The sequence below is a fragment of the Dyadobacter sp. OTU695 genome, from assembly GCF_038440355.1.
Classification (GTDB): domain Bacteria; phylum Bacteroidota; class Bacteroidia; order Cytophagales; family Spirosomataceae; genus Dyadobacter.
Map to the genome: position 1 here is coordinate 97,566 of NZ_JASATN010000009.1, position 15,558 is coordinate 113,123.

The following is a 15,558-nucleotide window of genomic DNA, read 5'->3' on the forward strand; positions in this document are numbered from 1 at the left end:
CGTGTTTATATCGACCAACTGTGAAAACTCGTTGGGCCGATGGTTTTAGACCATTTACGAATGAAAAAAATAAAGAGGGGCAACGAAGGATATACGGTGGTAATGGCGGGACTCTGATGATCATTTTTAATGGTGACGGAACTTACAAAAAAGGGATACCTGTATAGCGGGGGTAGATATTTGTGTAACGAAGCTGTTCGACCTAATGAAAAAAGCCACTCACAATTTTCATTGTAAGTGGCTTGAAATCAATGTCGGGATGACAAGATTCGAACTTGCGACCCCTAGCACCCCATGCTAGTGCGCTACCGGGCTGCGCTACATCCCGAACTTTTGCAGATTGCTCCGCGGTATTCTTTGGGGTTGCAAATCTAAGAATGTTTTGGATTATTGTCCATTTCAGGCTGAAAAAAATTGATTTAACCTGAAATGAACAATAATTAAACGGTGTGACTAGATCGTCTCGCTCTGCCAATTCGGGTTTACGACCTCGGTTTTGCCCTTGCGGAACCATTTGTCGCGGACACGCTCGTTGACGTAGTACATACACGGTACCATGATCAGCGTCAGCAAGGTTGAGAATGTGAGACCGAAAATGATCGTCCAGGCGAGGATGTTCCAGAATACGGAGCTAGGTCCGCCGACGATCAGGTGTGGTTCGAGGTCACGGAAGAGGCCTACGAAATCGACTGTGATACCCAATGCAAGTGGTACCAGGCCAAGTACGGCGGCAGAGGCGGTAAGCAATACCGGTGTCAGACGGATTGCACCGCCTTCGATAATGGCCTCGCGCATCGGGTACCCGCGCCCACGGAGCTCTTCGATAAACTCGATAAGAAGAATCCCGTTTTTAACCACAATACCGGCCAATGCGATGATCCCTACGCCGGACATGATGATCGAGAAATCTTTGTTGAAGATGATAAAACCGAGCAACACGCCGATCAGCGACAGTATGATCGTGAAGAAGATAATGAACGGCTTGATCACGGAGTTAAACTGCGTGGCCAGTATCAGGTAAATCAGCATGATCGCAGCACCGAATGCAGTCCCGAGGAATGACATCGACTCATTTTGTTCTTCCTGCTCACCACCCATTTTGATAATATACCCGTTGGGCACTTCCATATCTTCTATCAGCGTCTGGATCTGCGCAACAACCTCGTTGGCGTTGTAGCCCGGCAGTACGTCCGATCCCAATGTAACGATACGACGCTGGTCCTGGCGGTTGATCTGGCTGAATGTAGTGGAGTAATGGATGTTCGCCACAGACGTGATCGGGACCTGGCGTAATGCTCCGCCCATGTTCATGTCGCGGTACACTACATTGAGGCTCAAAAGCTTCTCAATCTGCTCACGGTCGTCTTTTTCAAGTCTTACCATGATCGGGTATTCGTCTTTGTCGTCGCGGAATTTAGATACTTCCAAACCAAACAGGGCCGTACGGACCGCCAATGCGATTTGCTGAGAACTGATGCCTTCGCGTTGCGCCTTTTCACGGTCAATGTCGATAACGATCTCAGGTTTGTTGGTGACAAGATCCGAACGGAGCTGGTCTATCCCTTCAATACCCGAATTCTGGACGCGTTGCAATACCGTCTTTTCAAGTTTCTGGAGCACTTCGAATTCATCTCCCGAAATCTCGATGGAAATAGGCTTGCCGGTCGGTGGGCCCACTGCCTCGCGTTCTACGGAGATTTCGGCACCCGGGATACCCGCGACAGCGTCGCGGATCTTGCGGAGTATTACTTCGGAAGATCTTCCGCCACGTTCGGTACCATACACGAATGCAACCGTTACTTTCGACTTATGTGGTGTCGCCGAACGGTCCGGATTGTAAGGGTCTCCGGCGTTTTTGCCGACGTTGGCAATCACCGAATTTACCATGTCCATCGCTTTTTCTTTTTCGAGAACATCAAAAACACGTTTCTCGATAATCTTGGTCACGGAGTCAGTTACCCGCGCGTCGGTACCGATCGGTAGCTTGTTGTAGACATACACATAATCCGGGTCACCGCTTGGGAAGAACAACACTTTGGGTTGAACAATGCCGGTTAGTACGAATGTGAAAATCAATAACCCAAATACCAAAACAATGGCCACAACCGGTCTCCAACCTCTCAAAAGCCAGTCGATCAGCTTGCGGTAGCCGTTTTTCAATGCCGGCAGCAGGTTGTCCTGGAACGGAACGAGAATTCGTGGCGTCAGTATGTAGTGGTTGAAAATCCAGAGTATCAATATAAATACAAAGAAGTTACCCACACCGCGGTCGATCAGGTAACCGATTGCTGCGGCTACTACCAGGATAATTACCGGCCGGCGGATCGCTTTGAAACTGGTATCGTGGGCTTCTTTTTCGTCTTCATGACGACCCATGAACGACACCGCGAACACCGGGTTCATGACATAAGCTACAAAAAGCGAGGCTCCGAGCGTGATAATGAGCGTCAAGGGCATGAATTTCATGAATTCCCCGACTATACCCGTCCAGAAAAGAAGTGGGAAGAACGGCGCAATGGTTGTGAGTGTACCGGAAAGTACGGGAATAAACACCTCGCCGGCGGCCGCTTTTACCGCCTGCTGGATCGTCCAATCCTTATGCATGTTGAACAAGCGGTGCGTGTTTTCAATCACCACAATCGCGTCATCGACTACCAGACCGATACCCAGCAAGAATGCGAAGAGTACAATCGTATTCAGTGTGAATTCAGTGCCTACCATCGGACCGATAATCGGCATTAATACAAATGCGACCAATGCTGATAGTGGCACCGAAAGCCCCACGAAGATCGCGTCACGCACGCCCATGAAGAACATGAGCACGAGCACGACGAAAATAAAGCCAAGTACAACCGTATTGATCAGGTCATGCAGATCGGCACGTGTCTGGATTGATTGGTCAGCGGTGATTTTAACGTCCAGACCAGCCGGAAAGCGGTTTTCTTTAAAATCCGCGATGACATTTTCAATCTTATCCGCTGCCTCGACCAGGTTTTCTCCCGACCGCTTGATCACGTTCAGTGTGATGACCGATTTGTTGGCCAGACGGGCGAAATCCTGCTGCTCTTCAAAGCTATCGGCCACTTCCGCAATGTCGCCCAGGCGGACCGTCGCGCCCGTGGAGGTGCGGATACGGATATTTGCCATATCGCTCACGTTCGTATACTCGCCTTTCACGCGCAGCGTGCGACGTACGCCCTGCACGTTCAATTCACCACCCGAAACGTTGATGTTTTCCCCCTGGATCGCCGTTTGGACATCGTAGAATGTCAAACCGGTCGATTTCATGCGGTCGAGATTCACATTGATCTGGATCTCGCGGTTCAATGCACCCAGAATATCCACGCGGGTAATCTCAGGCAATGCTTCGATCCCGTCCTGCAAGTCTTCGGCATATTCTTTCAATTGTTTCAAAGAATAATTGCCCGCAATGTTGACGTTCATGATCGGGAACTCCGAGAAGTTCACGTCCTGGGCCGTCGGGCCGGAGTCGAGGTTTTGAGGCAAATCGGTTTTGGCTTTATCCACCGCATCCCTTACACGTTGTAAAGCTACTTCCACCGGTACATCCGGCGTAAACTCCACGAGGATTACCGAAACATCCTGCAATGCATTGGATTTGATCTTTTTGACCCCGTTGAGGGATTTGAGCTGCTTCTCGATCGGTTTGTTGATCGTGTTTTCGATATCGGCCGGGGCGGTTCCGAAATACACCGTGTTGATGTAGATCTGCGGAATTTTAATGTCCGGGAACTGCTCCTTGGGCAGGTTATTGTATACCATGAACCCTGCCAACGTGATGATGAACGTAAAGATGTAGACCGTCGTCCTGTTCTCGACGCACCAGTTGGTGAAGCCTAAGGTTTTATATTCGCTGAATTTCATAGAATCAATTTTGAATGATTGACCGGGTCGCCGGTGCGATGACTGAATGAGTGAATGAGCGTTTGCATTCCTGACAACTCTTGACTATAACTGACTTTTGACGGTCTGTCACTCTTCATATTAGTAGCTAATCGGCTGGCCGTCTGAAACTTCCTGGTAACCCAGTGTAATCAGGGCGTCGCCTGCTGACAAACCGGAAAGGATCTCGACCTTGCCATTGTAGCTGAGGCCGGTCTTAACTTCTCTCGCTTTGGCTACCTTTTTGTTGCCTTCGGTCACGGCTACGTACACCACATTCCCTTTCTCCGTGCTCTGAACATAGTTTTGGTCGATAGCCAGCGCATTTTTGCTGGTAGCGTCATTGATCTGCACCTGCGCCATCATATTCGGCTTGATATCGCGGTCGGAAGGCAAACTCGCTTCGATCGTAAATGTGCGTGACAATGGGTCCACCGCCGTACTCACGAATGTTATACGCGCTTTGTACTCCTTTTTCAAATCAGGGAACTTCACGATCACTTCGTCGCCTTTTTTCACGCTGGCCGCATAAACATCTGATACTTTCGCCGAAACTTTGAGGTTGCTCAGGTTTACAACACGCACTACGCCTACGCCCGGAGAAGCCATTTCACCGACTTTGACATTGACCATATCGACCACACCTGCCATCGGTGACACGATGTTCGTCTGGGCAATCTGAGAATTCAGTGTAGCCAGTTTTCTTTCCAGCGCTTCTTTATTGTTTTTGGCCTGAAGGTATTGCAGCTCGGTGCCGATCTTCTGGTCCCAAAGGTTTTTCTGCTTCTCAAAAAGCGTGTTTGCCAGGCTTAGTGAGGTTTTCAGTTCCTCCACGGATTCGGTCAGAATGCTGTTATCGATCTTGCCGATCACGCTTCCCGCTTTCACTGCGTCGCCTTCCCTCACGTACATGGCCACGATGGCGCCACCTGTTTTAGGGGTAACGAGCACATTGTTTTTGGCATCAACCGTGCCTTGTAATTCCACGTAGTGCTTGAAAGTTTCCGCATTCAGTGTGTCGATCGATACGGGTTTCACCTTGGCTTCCGTCGTTTTCTTGGGGTCCAGTTTGCCGATTTCGATTTCGAGTGCTTTAATTTTCTTTTCGTTCTCGACCTGCTGTGCTTTCAGCTGAACGAGCTCTTCTTTTTTGCCTTCCAAACCTTCTTTCTTGGCTGAGCAGGAAGCCAGGATGGTGGCAATAGCGGTTATTATCAGAATATTGCTTTTCATGGTATTGGTAAGTAGCTGTTTCAAATTTTGTTAAGTGTTAATGCTTTTATTCGGAATAGAGCTCGCCTTTGGCCTTGCTTAGATCGACTTTGGCGATCATCAAGTCATACAATGCGGTAAAGTAGTTCGTCTGCGCTTCCTTTAATGAAGATTCGGCATTGATCACCTCGATGTTCGAGCCTACTCCCTCTTTATATTTAATTTTTGTCACCCTGACGATTTCTTCTGCCAGCGTGAGGTTACGCTTTTGGGTTTCCAGCGTAGCGAATGCATTTTTGATATTGATGCTCGCCTGGCTGTTTTCCAGATCGATCGACTGTTTCAGCAGGTTCTGATTGTTCTTAACCTTGTCGATAGCGATCTTTTTCTGGTTGATCTGGTATTTTTTGGAAAAGCCGTCGAAGATCGGAATGTTCACGTTGACGGCCAGGACCATATTATTGAACCACTTGTTGGTGAATACCTGCGAAAAGGTGTCGGCACCGACATTGTACCCGTAACCGAGGGAAGCCGAAACGCTGGGCAGATAACCGCTCCGTATATTGCGTAAATCAAGGTCCGCCAATTTCTCCTGCGTGTTAAGCAACGAGAATTCGATTCGGCTTTCATAGTTGACACCGGTGCTTTCGGAGGCAGCCCTCACGGCATCGACATCGACTACATTAATATCGTCTGTCAGTTTGATCGGCTCGTTAGCAGCCATTCCCATCTGGAATCGCAGCAATGCATAGCTGAGTTCGATCAGGTTCTGCACTTTCTGACGTTCGGTTTGCAGATTGTTGACCTGCACTTCGAGCCTGTTCACATCCAGCAATTCCACAAAGCCGCTTGCATTCAGGGCTTTCGTCTCGCGCATGGACGAATCCACGCGGGCGATGTTCAGGTCGAGGAGCTTGGCGCGTTCTTCGGCTACCTGAGCGGAATAGTAAGCTTTCGTAACTGCCTCTGCTACCGACACTTTCGACGAAGTTGTGCTCTTCTGGGCCAGTTCGCGATAGGTCGCGGCCGCTTTCAAACCGATAAAGTAGGATCCGTTGAAAACGAGCTGGTTCAATGTGGCGGATGCGGAACCCTGCCACGGAATCCCGAATTCTACTGCCGTCGGCGGCGCGTCGGCGGGTTGCGATGGGTCGAAGGTGCTGGCTGGGAGGAAGAATCTCGGGATGATAATGTTATTGGTCAACGAAGCGGCGCCGGTCACTTGCGGCAAACCGGTGGCGCGAATCTCTCCAATGCGTGCTTCGGCAGAAACGGCGTCGAGCTGCGCATTTTTGACATTCAGATTGTGCTTAACTGCGTAATCAACGGCCTCTTTGAGAGAGTATCCGGTTTGTGCATGTAAAGGGACAAAACTTATCAGTGCCGCGAGCAGCATCAAAGTGCTACGTATTGTTCTGGCATTTTTCATGGATATTGAGTTCAGTTGCTGGTTTATCTTTTATGGTGTTGTAGTATTCAAATCCTTTTTCCGAAAGTATTCCCCTTAAAAAGTGCATGAGAAACTGGGTTTGCACATGCATCATGTTGAATCTTTTGGCTGGGTAAACGGTCGGGTCGAAAGCGAGTACAATCTGCTCCACACGCAGGAGCGAAAGCACATCCACGTCGATATCAGGGCGGTAGAGGCCCATTTCGATGCCTTTTACCAGATTGTCACGGATATTCCGGATAATGTACTCATGCTTGTAGTTCTGGAAAAGCTCCCAGGCATTGGGATAGTATTTTTTCAGATCGTACAAAAGCGTCGGGTTCATGTCCGCGAGTGTATCCTGCATCTGCACCGTGGCATACATTGCTTCCTCTATCGGGTTTTCGGCGAGCTCTTCCAGTTTCTCCATTTCGCATTTCTGCGCCCGGATCTCCTCCTGGATCACGAGTGCAAGGATGGCCTCCTTGTCCGAGTAATGCTGGTAAATAGTTCGCTTCGAAATTCCAAGGTCACGGGCAATGTCGTCCATTGTGACGCTTCGGATGCCATAGCGCCAGAAAAGGTTCAATGCCGATTTTATAATTCGCTCTTTCACAGCGACAAATTTGAAATTTTCGAATGAAAAAAACCAAGAAAACTTTGATAATGTTTAAAGTTTTCTGCGAATTAGTAATCGAATATTGATAGAGCAGGCACAAGAGGAGCTACTATAAGTGCTTAAACAGCGTTAATTAGCGGATTTTGGCAATATTTTGGTCTTTTGACAAGTATTGCCGCGTCGGGAAGAGTCATAGGAATGGTTTTTAGCTGTTGAGAAATGTAAATATCTTGAATAGGATTATATCGAGAATAAATAGTCTCAGTACAAAACACTGGAAATGAGGAGAGAACCGGGGAAGTGTGCTCCGATTTCCGGATTTCCGGCCTGAAAATAGGCAGTGAGCAGCCGGTTGGTCAATTAAAAAATTATTAAGCGGGTATTTTCAGGTATGAACTTGGCAAATAGAGAGATAAATTGCTTTCGAATGGGAATGATTTGACGGTGATCCGTGTTTGGAAATGACACATATTCTGCCCAATTTTCGGGTCGTTTTCGTTCCTATTTTTTAACACCCAATTCACTAATTGCCATCGCGACAAACAAATCAATGAAAAGCTACATTGACCTGATTCAGCAGACGTTCGAGTTTCCAACCATGGAGTTCAACGTCGATAATAATCAATTGCTGTTCAACAATGTACCCCTGATGGATATCATCAAGGAACATGGTACGCCATTAAAGATTAATTATCTGCCTAAGATCGGGGAACACATCGAGAATGCCAACATGTTCTTCCGGAATGCCTTCAAAAGACATAACTACAAGGGCACCTATACCTATTGCTACTGCACGAAATCGTCCCATTTCAGCTTCGTGCTGGAAGAAGCGTTGAAGCATAATATCCATATCGAGACGTCTTCCGCTTTCGATATCCCCATTATCCGGGAGCTTTACCGTCGCGGCAAGGTGAACAAGGGCACGTATATTCTTGCGAACGGCTACAAGCTGCCGCGTTACACACAGTACCTGAGCGAGCTGATCAACGAAGGATTCAATGTGGTGCCTATCCTGGATAACCTCAAAGAAATCGAATCGTACGAGCAGCAGGTGACGGCTGACACGGTCAATTTCGGAATGCGCATTGCGACGGACGAGGAACCGAATTTTGCATTCTACACCTCGCGTCTGGGCATCCGCTATAACGATGTACAGCAGCTTTATAAGGAGAAGATCGAGTCAAACCCTCGCTTCAAGCTCAAAATGCTGCATTTCTTCATTAACACAGGTATCAAGGACAGTGCCTATTATTGGAGTGAGCTGACGCGCTTCATGTTCAAATACTGCGAGATGAAGAAGCTCTGTCCCGATCTCGATTCGATCGACATTGGCGGCGGTCTTCCGATCCAGACTTCATTGCAGGCCGGCTACGATTACCAGCAGATGATCGACGAGATCATCGAGAACATCCAGTGGATCTGCAACAAGAACAACGTGCCGGTACCACATATTTTCACTGAATTCGGTAGCTACACCGTGGGCGAAAGCGGCGCGGTGATTTATGAAATCATTGATAAGAAGCTTCAAAATGATAAGGAGCTTTGGTATATGATCAATGGATCATTCATTACCCAGCTTCCCGATTCGTGGGGCATGAACCAGAAATACATCATGCTGCCGATCAACAACTGGGATAATCCTTATCAGAAGGTTAACCTCGGTGGTTTGACGTGCGACTCGCAGGATTTTTACAACAGCGAAATGCACAGCGCCGATTTGTACATGCCGATTTTCGAGGATAACGAGCCGCAATACATCGGTTTCTTCCACACGGGCGCTTACCAGGAATCGCTAGGCGGTTACGGAGGTATTCAGCATTGCCTGATCCCTGCGCCGAAGCACGTGCTCGTGGACCGCGACGAAGAAGGCCGCATTACCACACGTGTTTTTGCCGATGAGCAGAACAGCGATTCGATGTTGCGGATCCTGGGTTTCAAAGAGGAGCCCTTCGGAGCGCAGGATGGAAAGCAGGTTGTGGAAAAGCCACGCGTGGAGCCCGAAGAAGAGTTGGCAGAAACAAAAATCTGATGCCGTATATAAAGTTCTTTGAATGAGTTCGTTATTAGTCAGGCTAAAACGCTCATTCAAAGAACTTAATTTTATATTTTTGTAGTGACAAAAACTTATACGAACTGGAAAATGAAAAAGATCTTACTTCTTCTGGCTGTTTGCGGAACATTGGCGGTTGCATCATCTTGCACCAAACACGCCTGCCCTGCTTACGGATCAGTACAAAAAATCCAGCCTGCACCGGCAGTAAAAGCTTAATTTACTGCTCCAATATCAGCCTGGCGGCTTCCAGCAAATTTACAGCGGCATAATCTCCCGTCGACTCTTCTGCATGCGGGATAATATGCACCGTTCTCAAACCCACATTCTTTCCTGCTTCCATATCCCTATCCCGGTCGCCAACCATCCATGATTGCGTGGGATCGATGTCATATTTGGCCATTGCTTTTTCAATCAGCAGTGAGCCCGGCTTCCGCGACAACGAATTGCCGGAATATGCCGGGTGATAGGGCGAGAAATACAGGTCATCTAAGGCATTCCCCGACACTTTTTGCATTGCCTCGTGGATGGCGTACACGTTATCGGCCGTGTAAAGCCCTTTTGCAATCCCTGCCTGATTGGTAATGACGATCAGCAAATAGCCTGCTTCTTTCAGCAATTTCAAAGCTTCGGGAACTCCTTCCGGAATCACCAACTCTTCCAGCTTATACAGATAATCCGGGCAGTCCTCATTGAGCACTCCGTCGCGGTCGAGGAATACGCATTTATTTTGATGCAAAGCCATATTTACAATGAAGAGTACTCTTTGACGGCCTCTATAAAGCACCTTACCTTGTCGGGATCGGTGTCGGGATACACGCCGTGGCCGAGGTTGGCAATATAGCGCTGCGTACCAAACTGGCCTACCATTTTCTTCACTTCCGCCCGGATCTGATCGAAAGAAGAATACAGTACGCAAGGATCAAGATTGCCCTGCAATGTCTTATTCGGGATCAGCTCGCGCGATTCGGCGATGTCCATGTTCCAGTCGAGGCCAACGACCGAGCAGCTTAGTTCACCGATTTCTTTTCTGGCGAAGAATGCACCCTTGGCAAATACGGTCACCGGCACTTCGGTAATGGCATCGCAGATTTGTTTGATATAGGGCAATGAAAATTCGCGGTACTGTTCAGGCGACAGTATGCCGGCCCAGGAATCGAAAAGCTGTACAATGTCAGCACCGGCAACGATTTGCGCTTTCAGGTACGCGATTGTGCTGTCGGTAATCTGTTGTAGTAATGTATGTGAAAATTTGGGGTCGGCATACAAGTGTTTTTTGGCGACCGAGAATGTCTTGGAGCCTTTGCCTTCCGTCATATAACAGAAGATCGTGAAAGGCGCTCCCGCGAAACCGATCAGCGGAACGCGGCCGGCCAGGCCTTGTTTGGTGATCTTGATAGCGTCCAACACATATTTCAGATCCGTTTCGGGCTCTGCGATATGTAACTTTTGCAGGTCTGCTAAATTATGGACGGTCGATGGGAAAACCGGCCCCCGCTGTTCCGCCATTTCGTAAGGCAGCCCCATTGCTTCGGGGATTACGAGAATGTCGGAAAATATAATGGCAGCATCTACGCCCAGCAAATCCACAGGTTGCAGGGTCACTTCCGCTGCCATTTCAGGTGTAGTAGCAAGCTTGATAAAACTCCCGGCCTTCTCGCGAACGGCCCGGTATTCGGCCAGGATCCTTCCGGCCTGGCGCATCATCCAAACAGGCGTGCGTTCGGTCTTCTCCCCCCGCGCCGCCCGAAGCAAAAGGTCATTTTTCAGATTCATGCGGCAAAGGTAGGGAGAAAGTGGTTATGGCTGAGCAATGGGGTGGATTTATAGTAGCTCAAAGTCGGTTCGCGATGTACACCTAAAGGCAAATGGTCGTTTGCCTTTGCAATGCTTCTTTATATCGCGCCAGCGTTTGATGATTTGTTCGACCATCTCCCAATATTGATAACCGGTCTTGGAAGGCGGGCTTAGAAAGAACACACCAACATTGTGCTGCCGGTATAGCTCACGCTGATGATGATTTCTGTGAATATTGTAGTCTTGCGTAATAACGACTGCATTTTCGTGGCCAATTTTAGCGAGCCAATCTTCGTCAGAAGTGCCGGTTCCAAAAACCTTCTTGATAGAGAGTACTTCAAATCCGTCACGGTTCGGAGCTTCAAGAATATTCAATCCTTCTGCAATGTTCAGGGGAAGGTTCTCATCGATGTAAATTTTTGTCATGCCGCCTTACTATAATAGTTGATTACATCATTGACCTGGTCTACTGACAGTGCATACAAGCTGGTGATTGTTTCAACGGACTCTCCGCCGCGGTGAAGGTTGTAAATGGTTTCCGCCAGGATATTGGTATTGCCAACCACCGGCTGGCCGAATTGTCTCTTGGGGTCGATGACAATGCTGTGATCCTTGCCCATTGGGTAAAAACGTTTGACCAGGTCGTCGTCGCTAAATTCCACCTTTTTGCAAAACGGTTCAATCGCTTCTTTGATATTGATTTGCAGTGTTTCATCAGCCTGAATAATGTTTCCTGCATCGCCGTCGAATAGAACCTGTTCCCCGTCGGTCAGAAGATTAGATTTAGCAAAAGGGTATTTTGTACGGAATGTCTTCGACAGAATCTGGTGGGCCTTTACAATTTTTTGCGCACTAACTCCTTCCTGCCGAAGCTGGTAGAACGTGAAAAACTCGATTAATGTGAGGAAGTTGGTGACAAGTTCTTTCCCCGATCTATAAGAGAATTCTGAATATGATGACGAACTGAACCGGAGCTGCCAATACTCATGCATCCATCTGCGAACTTTTGCGGCAGGCAACCGAAGAATGCTGGCAACATCGGCAAGAGTATAAATGCCAGTGCCTACACCAATAACATTTTGTGTTTCGAAGGTTTCCATCTGTGAGTGTGAGAATGAAGTAGAACCAATACGGCAATTTAAGAAATAAAAAACGGTTCAGGCAGCATTGCCTGAACCGTTAGAAAAGTGATGTTTGGGTTTAAAACCTAAAATTAACCCCAACCAAAAAATTCCGTCCCGCCTGCGGAAAGTAGAAATTCTCCTGCGTGAGCGCACCTCCGGCGATGTATCCGTACGTGTAGCCGTTCGATTCGTACTTCTCATCCAGTACATTGTTTACGAGCAGGTTGAATGCGATTTCATTCGCCCAAGATGGTTTGATAGTCCACGACAGACGAATGTCATTGGTCAGATAGGCGTCCAGTTTGCGGGTTTCGGTCGAGGTGTTGTCCAGGTATTGCTTACCCACATATTTCGTCAGCAATGCGAGTTCGAGGTTCTTTCTGAGTGAATAAGTGAACTGGCTCCCGGCGATCACATTCGGGGAGAATGAAATATCCGATTTGCCGTGATCCACTGTCGTGTATCCGCCATTGTCGTAGTTGACGATGTACTCCGTAAAGTTTTTGATCTTGTTCTGACTGAAAGTGGCATTCGCATTCCATTTCAGATAGCGGTTGAAAGCCACGGCTCCTTCCAGTTCGATGCCGGTGCGGTAGCTTTTAGGCACATTCACTCGCACCGAACCGCCCACATCGTTGATCTGACCGGTGAGTACGAGCTGGTTTTTGTAACTCATCAGATAATAGTTCGCCGCGAAAGCCCATTTGCCCTGCTGCGTCCGGAAACCGGCTTCGATATTCTGCAAACGCTCGCTTTTCGGGAACAGATCAGCAGTGGAATTGGTGAAATCATCTCGGTTAGGTTCGCGGTTCCCGACGCTATATGAGGCATAGACAGAACTTTGTTCTGCCAATTGGTAAGTCAGCCCAGCCTTTGGATTAAAGAATGAATAGGATTGATCAAATGCAAGGTTCACCAGGTCATTATCCGTTCCGTGAATGGCATGGCTCACGCGACGGTATTGCAGGTCGGCGAAGGCCGTCAACTGATCTGTAAATGTGTAATAGACTTTTCCGTATAGGTTAAAATCCTTCTTTTTGCCCGTACTGTAATAGTATTGATGCTCATTCTCGATGTTTCCGGCATTGCGCGCCCAAATGATCTGTCCATAGTGATCGCCATCATATTGGTTCCAGCCACCGCCAAAACTTGCCGTCAGCTTTTTGAAGCTGTTATAATCGAATGAAAAAGTGGTTCCGTAAAAGTAATTGTCCAGCCAGCGGCGACGGATAAAATCGGTGCTGGTGAGGGTGTCTTTGCCTACGATCACATTTGGAAGGTTGTATTTGCTGTAATCGTCGCCGGCGCGGTATTGTTCGTAATAGCCAAGGCCCCGGACGAGGAAAGCGTTGAGGTTAAATGTCAGTTTATTACTCAGGTTATGGGAAGAGACGATCTGGTAATGGTCCTGGCGATAGTTATCGACTTCGTTTTTGTATGTGTAGGAATTATAAGTGCGGTTATCGGAATTGAGGAGATTTGCGGCGTCTTTTTCGCTTAAATAATTTCTGTCGATGTAGGATAGAATGCCTTCACGATCGCCACGTAGCTTAGCTTCCGGTACGCCGTTCCACGACTGGTAAGTGCGCTCCTTACCCGAAAACACATTCACCCTTACAAAACTCTTCTTGCCAAAATACCCGCCTGACAAGTAGTGGGAATGCAGTTCCGAAGAAGCCCGGTCCACAAAGCCATCCGACGAAACCCGGGATAACCGCGCATCGAATGTGAATTTGTCTTTGATTAATCCCGAACCCACTTTCAATGTGTTCTTAAATGTATTGAAAGACCCGTAAGAGTTATTCAATTCCGCATAAGCCGTCTCACGAAACGCATTGGTATTGATATTCACCGAAGCTCCGAATGCACCTGCGCCATTCGTCGAAGTACCCACTCCGCGTTGTATCTGAATGCTGCTGACCGACGAGGCGAAGTCGGGCATGTTGACCCAAAAAACACCCTGACTTTCAGCATCATTATAAGGAATGCCGTTGACGGTCACGTTAATGCGCGTCGCGTCGGAGCCTCGTATGCGTATGCCTGTGTAGCCCACGCCCCCGCCCGCGTCGCTTGTGCTCACGAGGGAAGGAGAAAAGTTAAGGAGCACGGGCAGGTCCTGCCCCATATTCTGCTTGTCGATTTGCGCGGCTGTGACGTTGGTATAGGCCATACCGGTCTTATCGTTCACGCGGGTGGCGTTGATGATCACCTCGTCGGCCTGGTAAGTGCTTTTATTTAGTTTGATTTCGAGTTCATTAGGAGTGCCGAGAGATACTTTCGAGGTTTGGTAACCAACATAGGAAATGTCGAGGGCGTCGATATTCGCGGAGATATTTTTCAAAACAAAATTCCCGTCCTTATCGGTACTTGTCCCGCGGATTGCGCCCGCTTTAATCGTGGCACCAGGAAGCGGTTTGCCGTCTTCGGCATCGGTAACACGCCCGGAAACAGTTCTTTGGGCCAAAGAGAGGAGTGAGGCGGTGCTCAACAGCAGCACCAGCAGATAGGTAGTAATTTTTCGCATTGCGATCAATAATTACAACAGGCAGGGGCCACCTATCAGAAAGTTCGATAAAATGTGTAATAGAAACAGCCGGTTCCGGCTTTCTCTCCCTACGCCGGCATTACCCGGATCAGGTTAAATGGGTATGATCTCAGCCCGTTCGGTAGGGCACCCCTTGAGATTATGATGTAAAATTAAGTGTTCGCGCGGGATGTTTCAAGTAAAAGCGCTTATTGTTTGCGGCCCTGTCCTTCACTAAGGTCCTGACTTGTATGCCAAACACCCAATATGACAACAATCCGCTGCTGTGCATCCACGTCAAAATGAATCATGAAAGGGAAACGCCAGAGCAATGCCGTCCGTGTTTTTCTGTAACGAACTGCGTATTGATAAGGATTTTCACCGATCAAGACAAGTTTACTTCTTATAGCGTGTGTGAATCGCTTGCCTAAGCCCGATTGCTGTTTGTCATACCATTGCGCAGCATCCCGGATGTCCTTCCTGGCCCGATTCAGGAATACGGTTTTGTACATTAAAGTTATTAGTACAGGTCTTTTTCAATGTCGTTTAAAGCTTCGTCGGTATCAAATAATTCTTCAAGCCCATTTTCATATGCCTCGATCCTTTCTACCAGCAATTTTTTATGCCAATCGGGTATTTCGGGCATTTCCTCCCTGCCGACATTCCGAGATTTAGCTTTTAATCCATTCCATTCGCCGATTGGTATCAAAAAGCCTTTTGTTACGCTTCTGTGCCCCGATATATATTGAAGTTTCATGATAGCCTGCCGAATAGTGTCGCTTTTTGCCTTTTAACAAATATAGTGAAAGTCGGCCAGGCGTTTAAATCTGTTTCGCCCCAATTTTCTAACGGTTTTGCTTAATTTTACCTAACTTAAACCAACATCGTATCGATACTTAC

12 protein-coding genes, 1 tRNA gene and 1 riboswitch are annotated in these 15,558 nt (G+C 48.0%); of the genes, 1 reads left to right on the top strand and 12 read right to left on the bottom strand.

Annotation, left to right across the window (positions count from 1 at the left end; genetic code table 11):
- Positions 1-254: 254 nt before the first annotated feature.
- The 5 genes from AAHB90_RS17665 to AAHB90_RS17685 all read right to left on the bottom strand — a co-directional run bounded on the left by AAHB90_RS17665 (position 255) and on the right by AAHB90_RS17685 (position 7,160).
- A tRNA-Pro gene (locus tag AAHB90_RS17665) sits at positions 255-328 on the bottom strand.
- A gap of 125 nt (positions 329-453) precedes the next feature.
- The gene (locus AAHB90_RS17670) at positions 454-3,885 is read right to left on the bottom strand and encodes an efflux RND transporter permease subunit (protein ID WP_342086522.1); all 3,432 of its coding nucleotides are present in this window, start codon (positions 3,883-3,885) and stop codon (positions 454-456) included.
- Between the two features lie 120 nt (positions 3,886-4,005).
- Positions 4,006-5,136: an efflux RND transporter periplasmic adaptor subunit gene (locus AAHB90_RS17675; protein WP_342086689.1), complete on the bottom strand. Its 1,131-nt coding sequence runs from the start codon at positions 5,134-5,136 to the stop codon at positions 4,006-4,008.
- A gap of 46 nt (positions 5,137-5,182) precedes the next feature.
- A complete protein-coding gene (locus AAHB90_RS17680) occupies positions 5,183-6,544 on the bottom strand; it encodes a TolC family protein (RefSeq protein WP_342086523.1) in 1,362 nt (453 codons plus the stop codon).
- On the bottom strand, positions 6,519-7,160 hold the full coding sequence (locus AAHB90_RS17685; RefSeq protein ID WP_342086524.1) for a TetR/AcrR family transcriptional regulator: 642 nt from the start codon (positions 7,158-7,160) through the stop codon (positions 6,519-6,521). The genes AAHB90_RS17680 and AAHB90_RS17685 overlap by 26 nt, the downstream gene beginning before the upstream one ends.
- Before the next feature lie 553 nt (positions 7,161-7,713).
- Here AAHB90_RS17685 and AAHB90_RS17690 point away from each other — a divergent pair.
- A complete protein-coding gene (locus AAHB90_RS17690; RefSeq protein WP_342086525.1) occupies positions 7,714-9,192 on the top strand; it encodes an arginine decarboxylase in 1,479 nt (492 codons plus the stop codon).
- A gap of 241 nt (positions 9,193-9,433) precedes the next feature.
- Here AAHB90_RS17690 and AAHB90_RS17695 read toward each other — a convergent pair whose 3' ends face one another.
- From AAHB90_RS17695 to AAHB90_RS17725, 7 genes are all read right to left on the bottom strand, one after another.
- Entirely contained in the window at positions 9,434-9,958 is a 525-nt protein-coding gene (locus AAHB90_RS17695; RefSeq protein WP_342086526.1) for a D-glycero-alpha-D-manno-heptose-1,7-bisphosphate 7-phosphatase, read from the bottom strand.
- A gap of 2 nt (positions 9,959-9,960) precedes the next feature.
- Positions 9,961-10,989, bottom strand: coding sequence for a uroporphyrinogen decarboxylase (gene hemE / locus AAHB90_RS17700; protein ID WP_342086527.1), 1,029 nt, complete (start codon positions 10,987-10,989; stop codon positions 9,961-9,963).
- Between the two features lie 48 nt (positions 10,990-11,037).
- On the bottom strand, positions 11,038-11,436 hold the full coding sequence (locus AAHB90_RS17705; protein ID WP_342086528.1) for a PIN-like domain-containing protein: 399 nt from the start codon (positions 11,434-11,436) through the stop codon (positions 11,038-11,040).
- Positions 11,433-12,110 (bottom strand): DUF433 domain-containing protein, encoded by a 678-nt coding sequence (locus tag AAHB90_RS17710; RefSeq protein ID WP_342086529.1) that lies wholly within the window; start codon positions 12,108-12,110, stop codon positions 11,433-11,435. Before AAHB90_RS17710 ends, AAHB90_RS17705 begins: the two co-directional genes overlap by 4 nt.
- A 100-nt stretch (positions 12,111-12,210) precedes the next feature.
- The gene (locus tag AAHB90_RS17715) at positions 12,211-14,658 is read right to left on the bottom strand and encodes a TonB-dependent receptor (protein WP_342086530.1); all 2,448 of its coding nucleotides are present in this window, start codon (positions 14,656-14,658) and stop codon (positions 12,211-12,213) included.
- Positions 14,659-14,728: 70 nt separating this feature from the next.
- Positions 14,729-14,823: riboswitch (TPP riboswitch) on the bottom strand.
- 44 nt (positions 14,824-14,867) lie between these two features.
- Positions 14,868-15,170 carry a type II toxin-antitoxin system RelE/ParE family toxin gene (locus AAHB90_RS17720; protein ID WP_342086531.1) on the bottom strand — a complete coding sequence of 101 codons (303 nt, stop codon included), beginning with the start codon at positions 15,168-15,170 and terminating at the stop codon, positions 14,868-14,870.
- Positions 15,171-15,178: 8 nt separating this feature from the next.
- Positions 15,179-15,415, bottom strand: a complete 237-nt coding sequence (locus AAHB90_RS17725) for an addiction module protein (RefSeq protein WP_342086532.1) — start codon at positions 15,413-15,415, stop codon at positions 15,179-15,181.
- Positions 15,416-15,558: the final 143 nt, after the last annotated feature.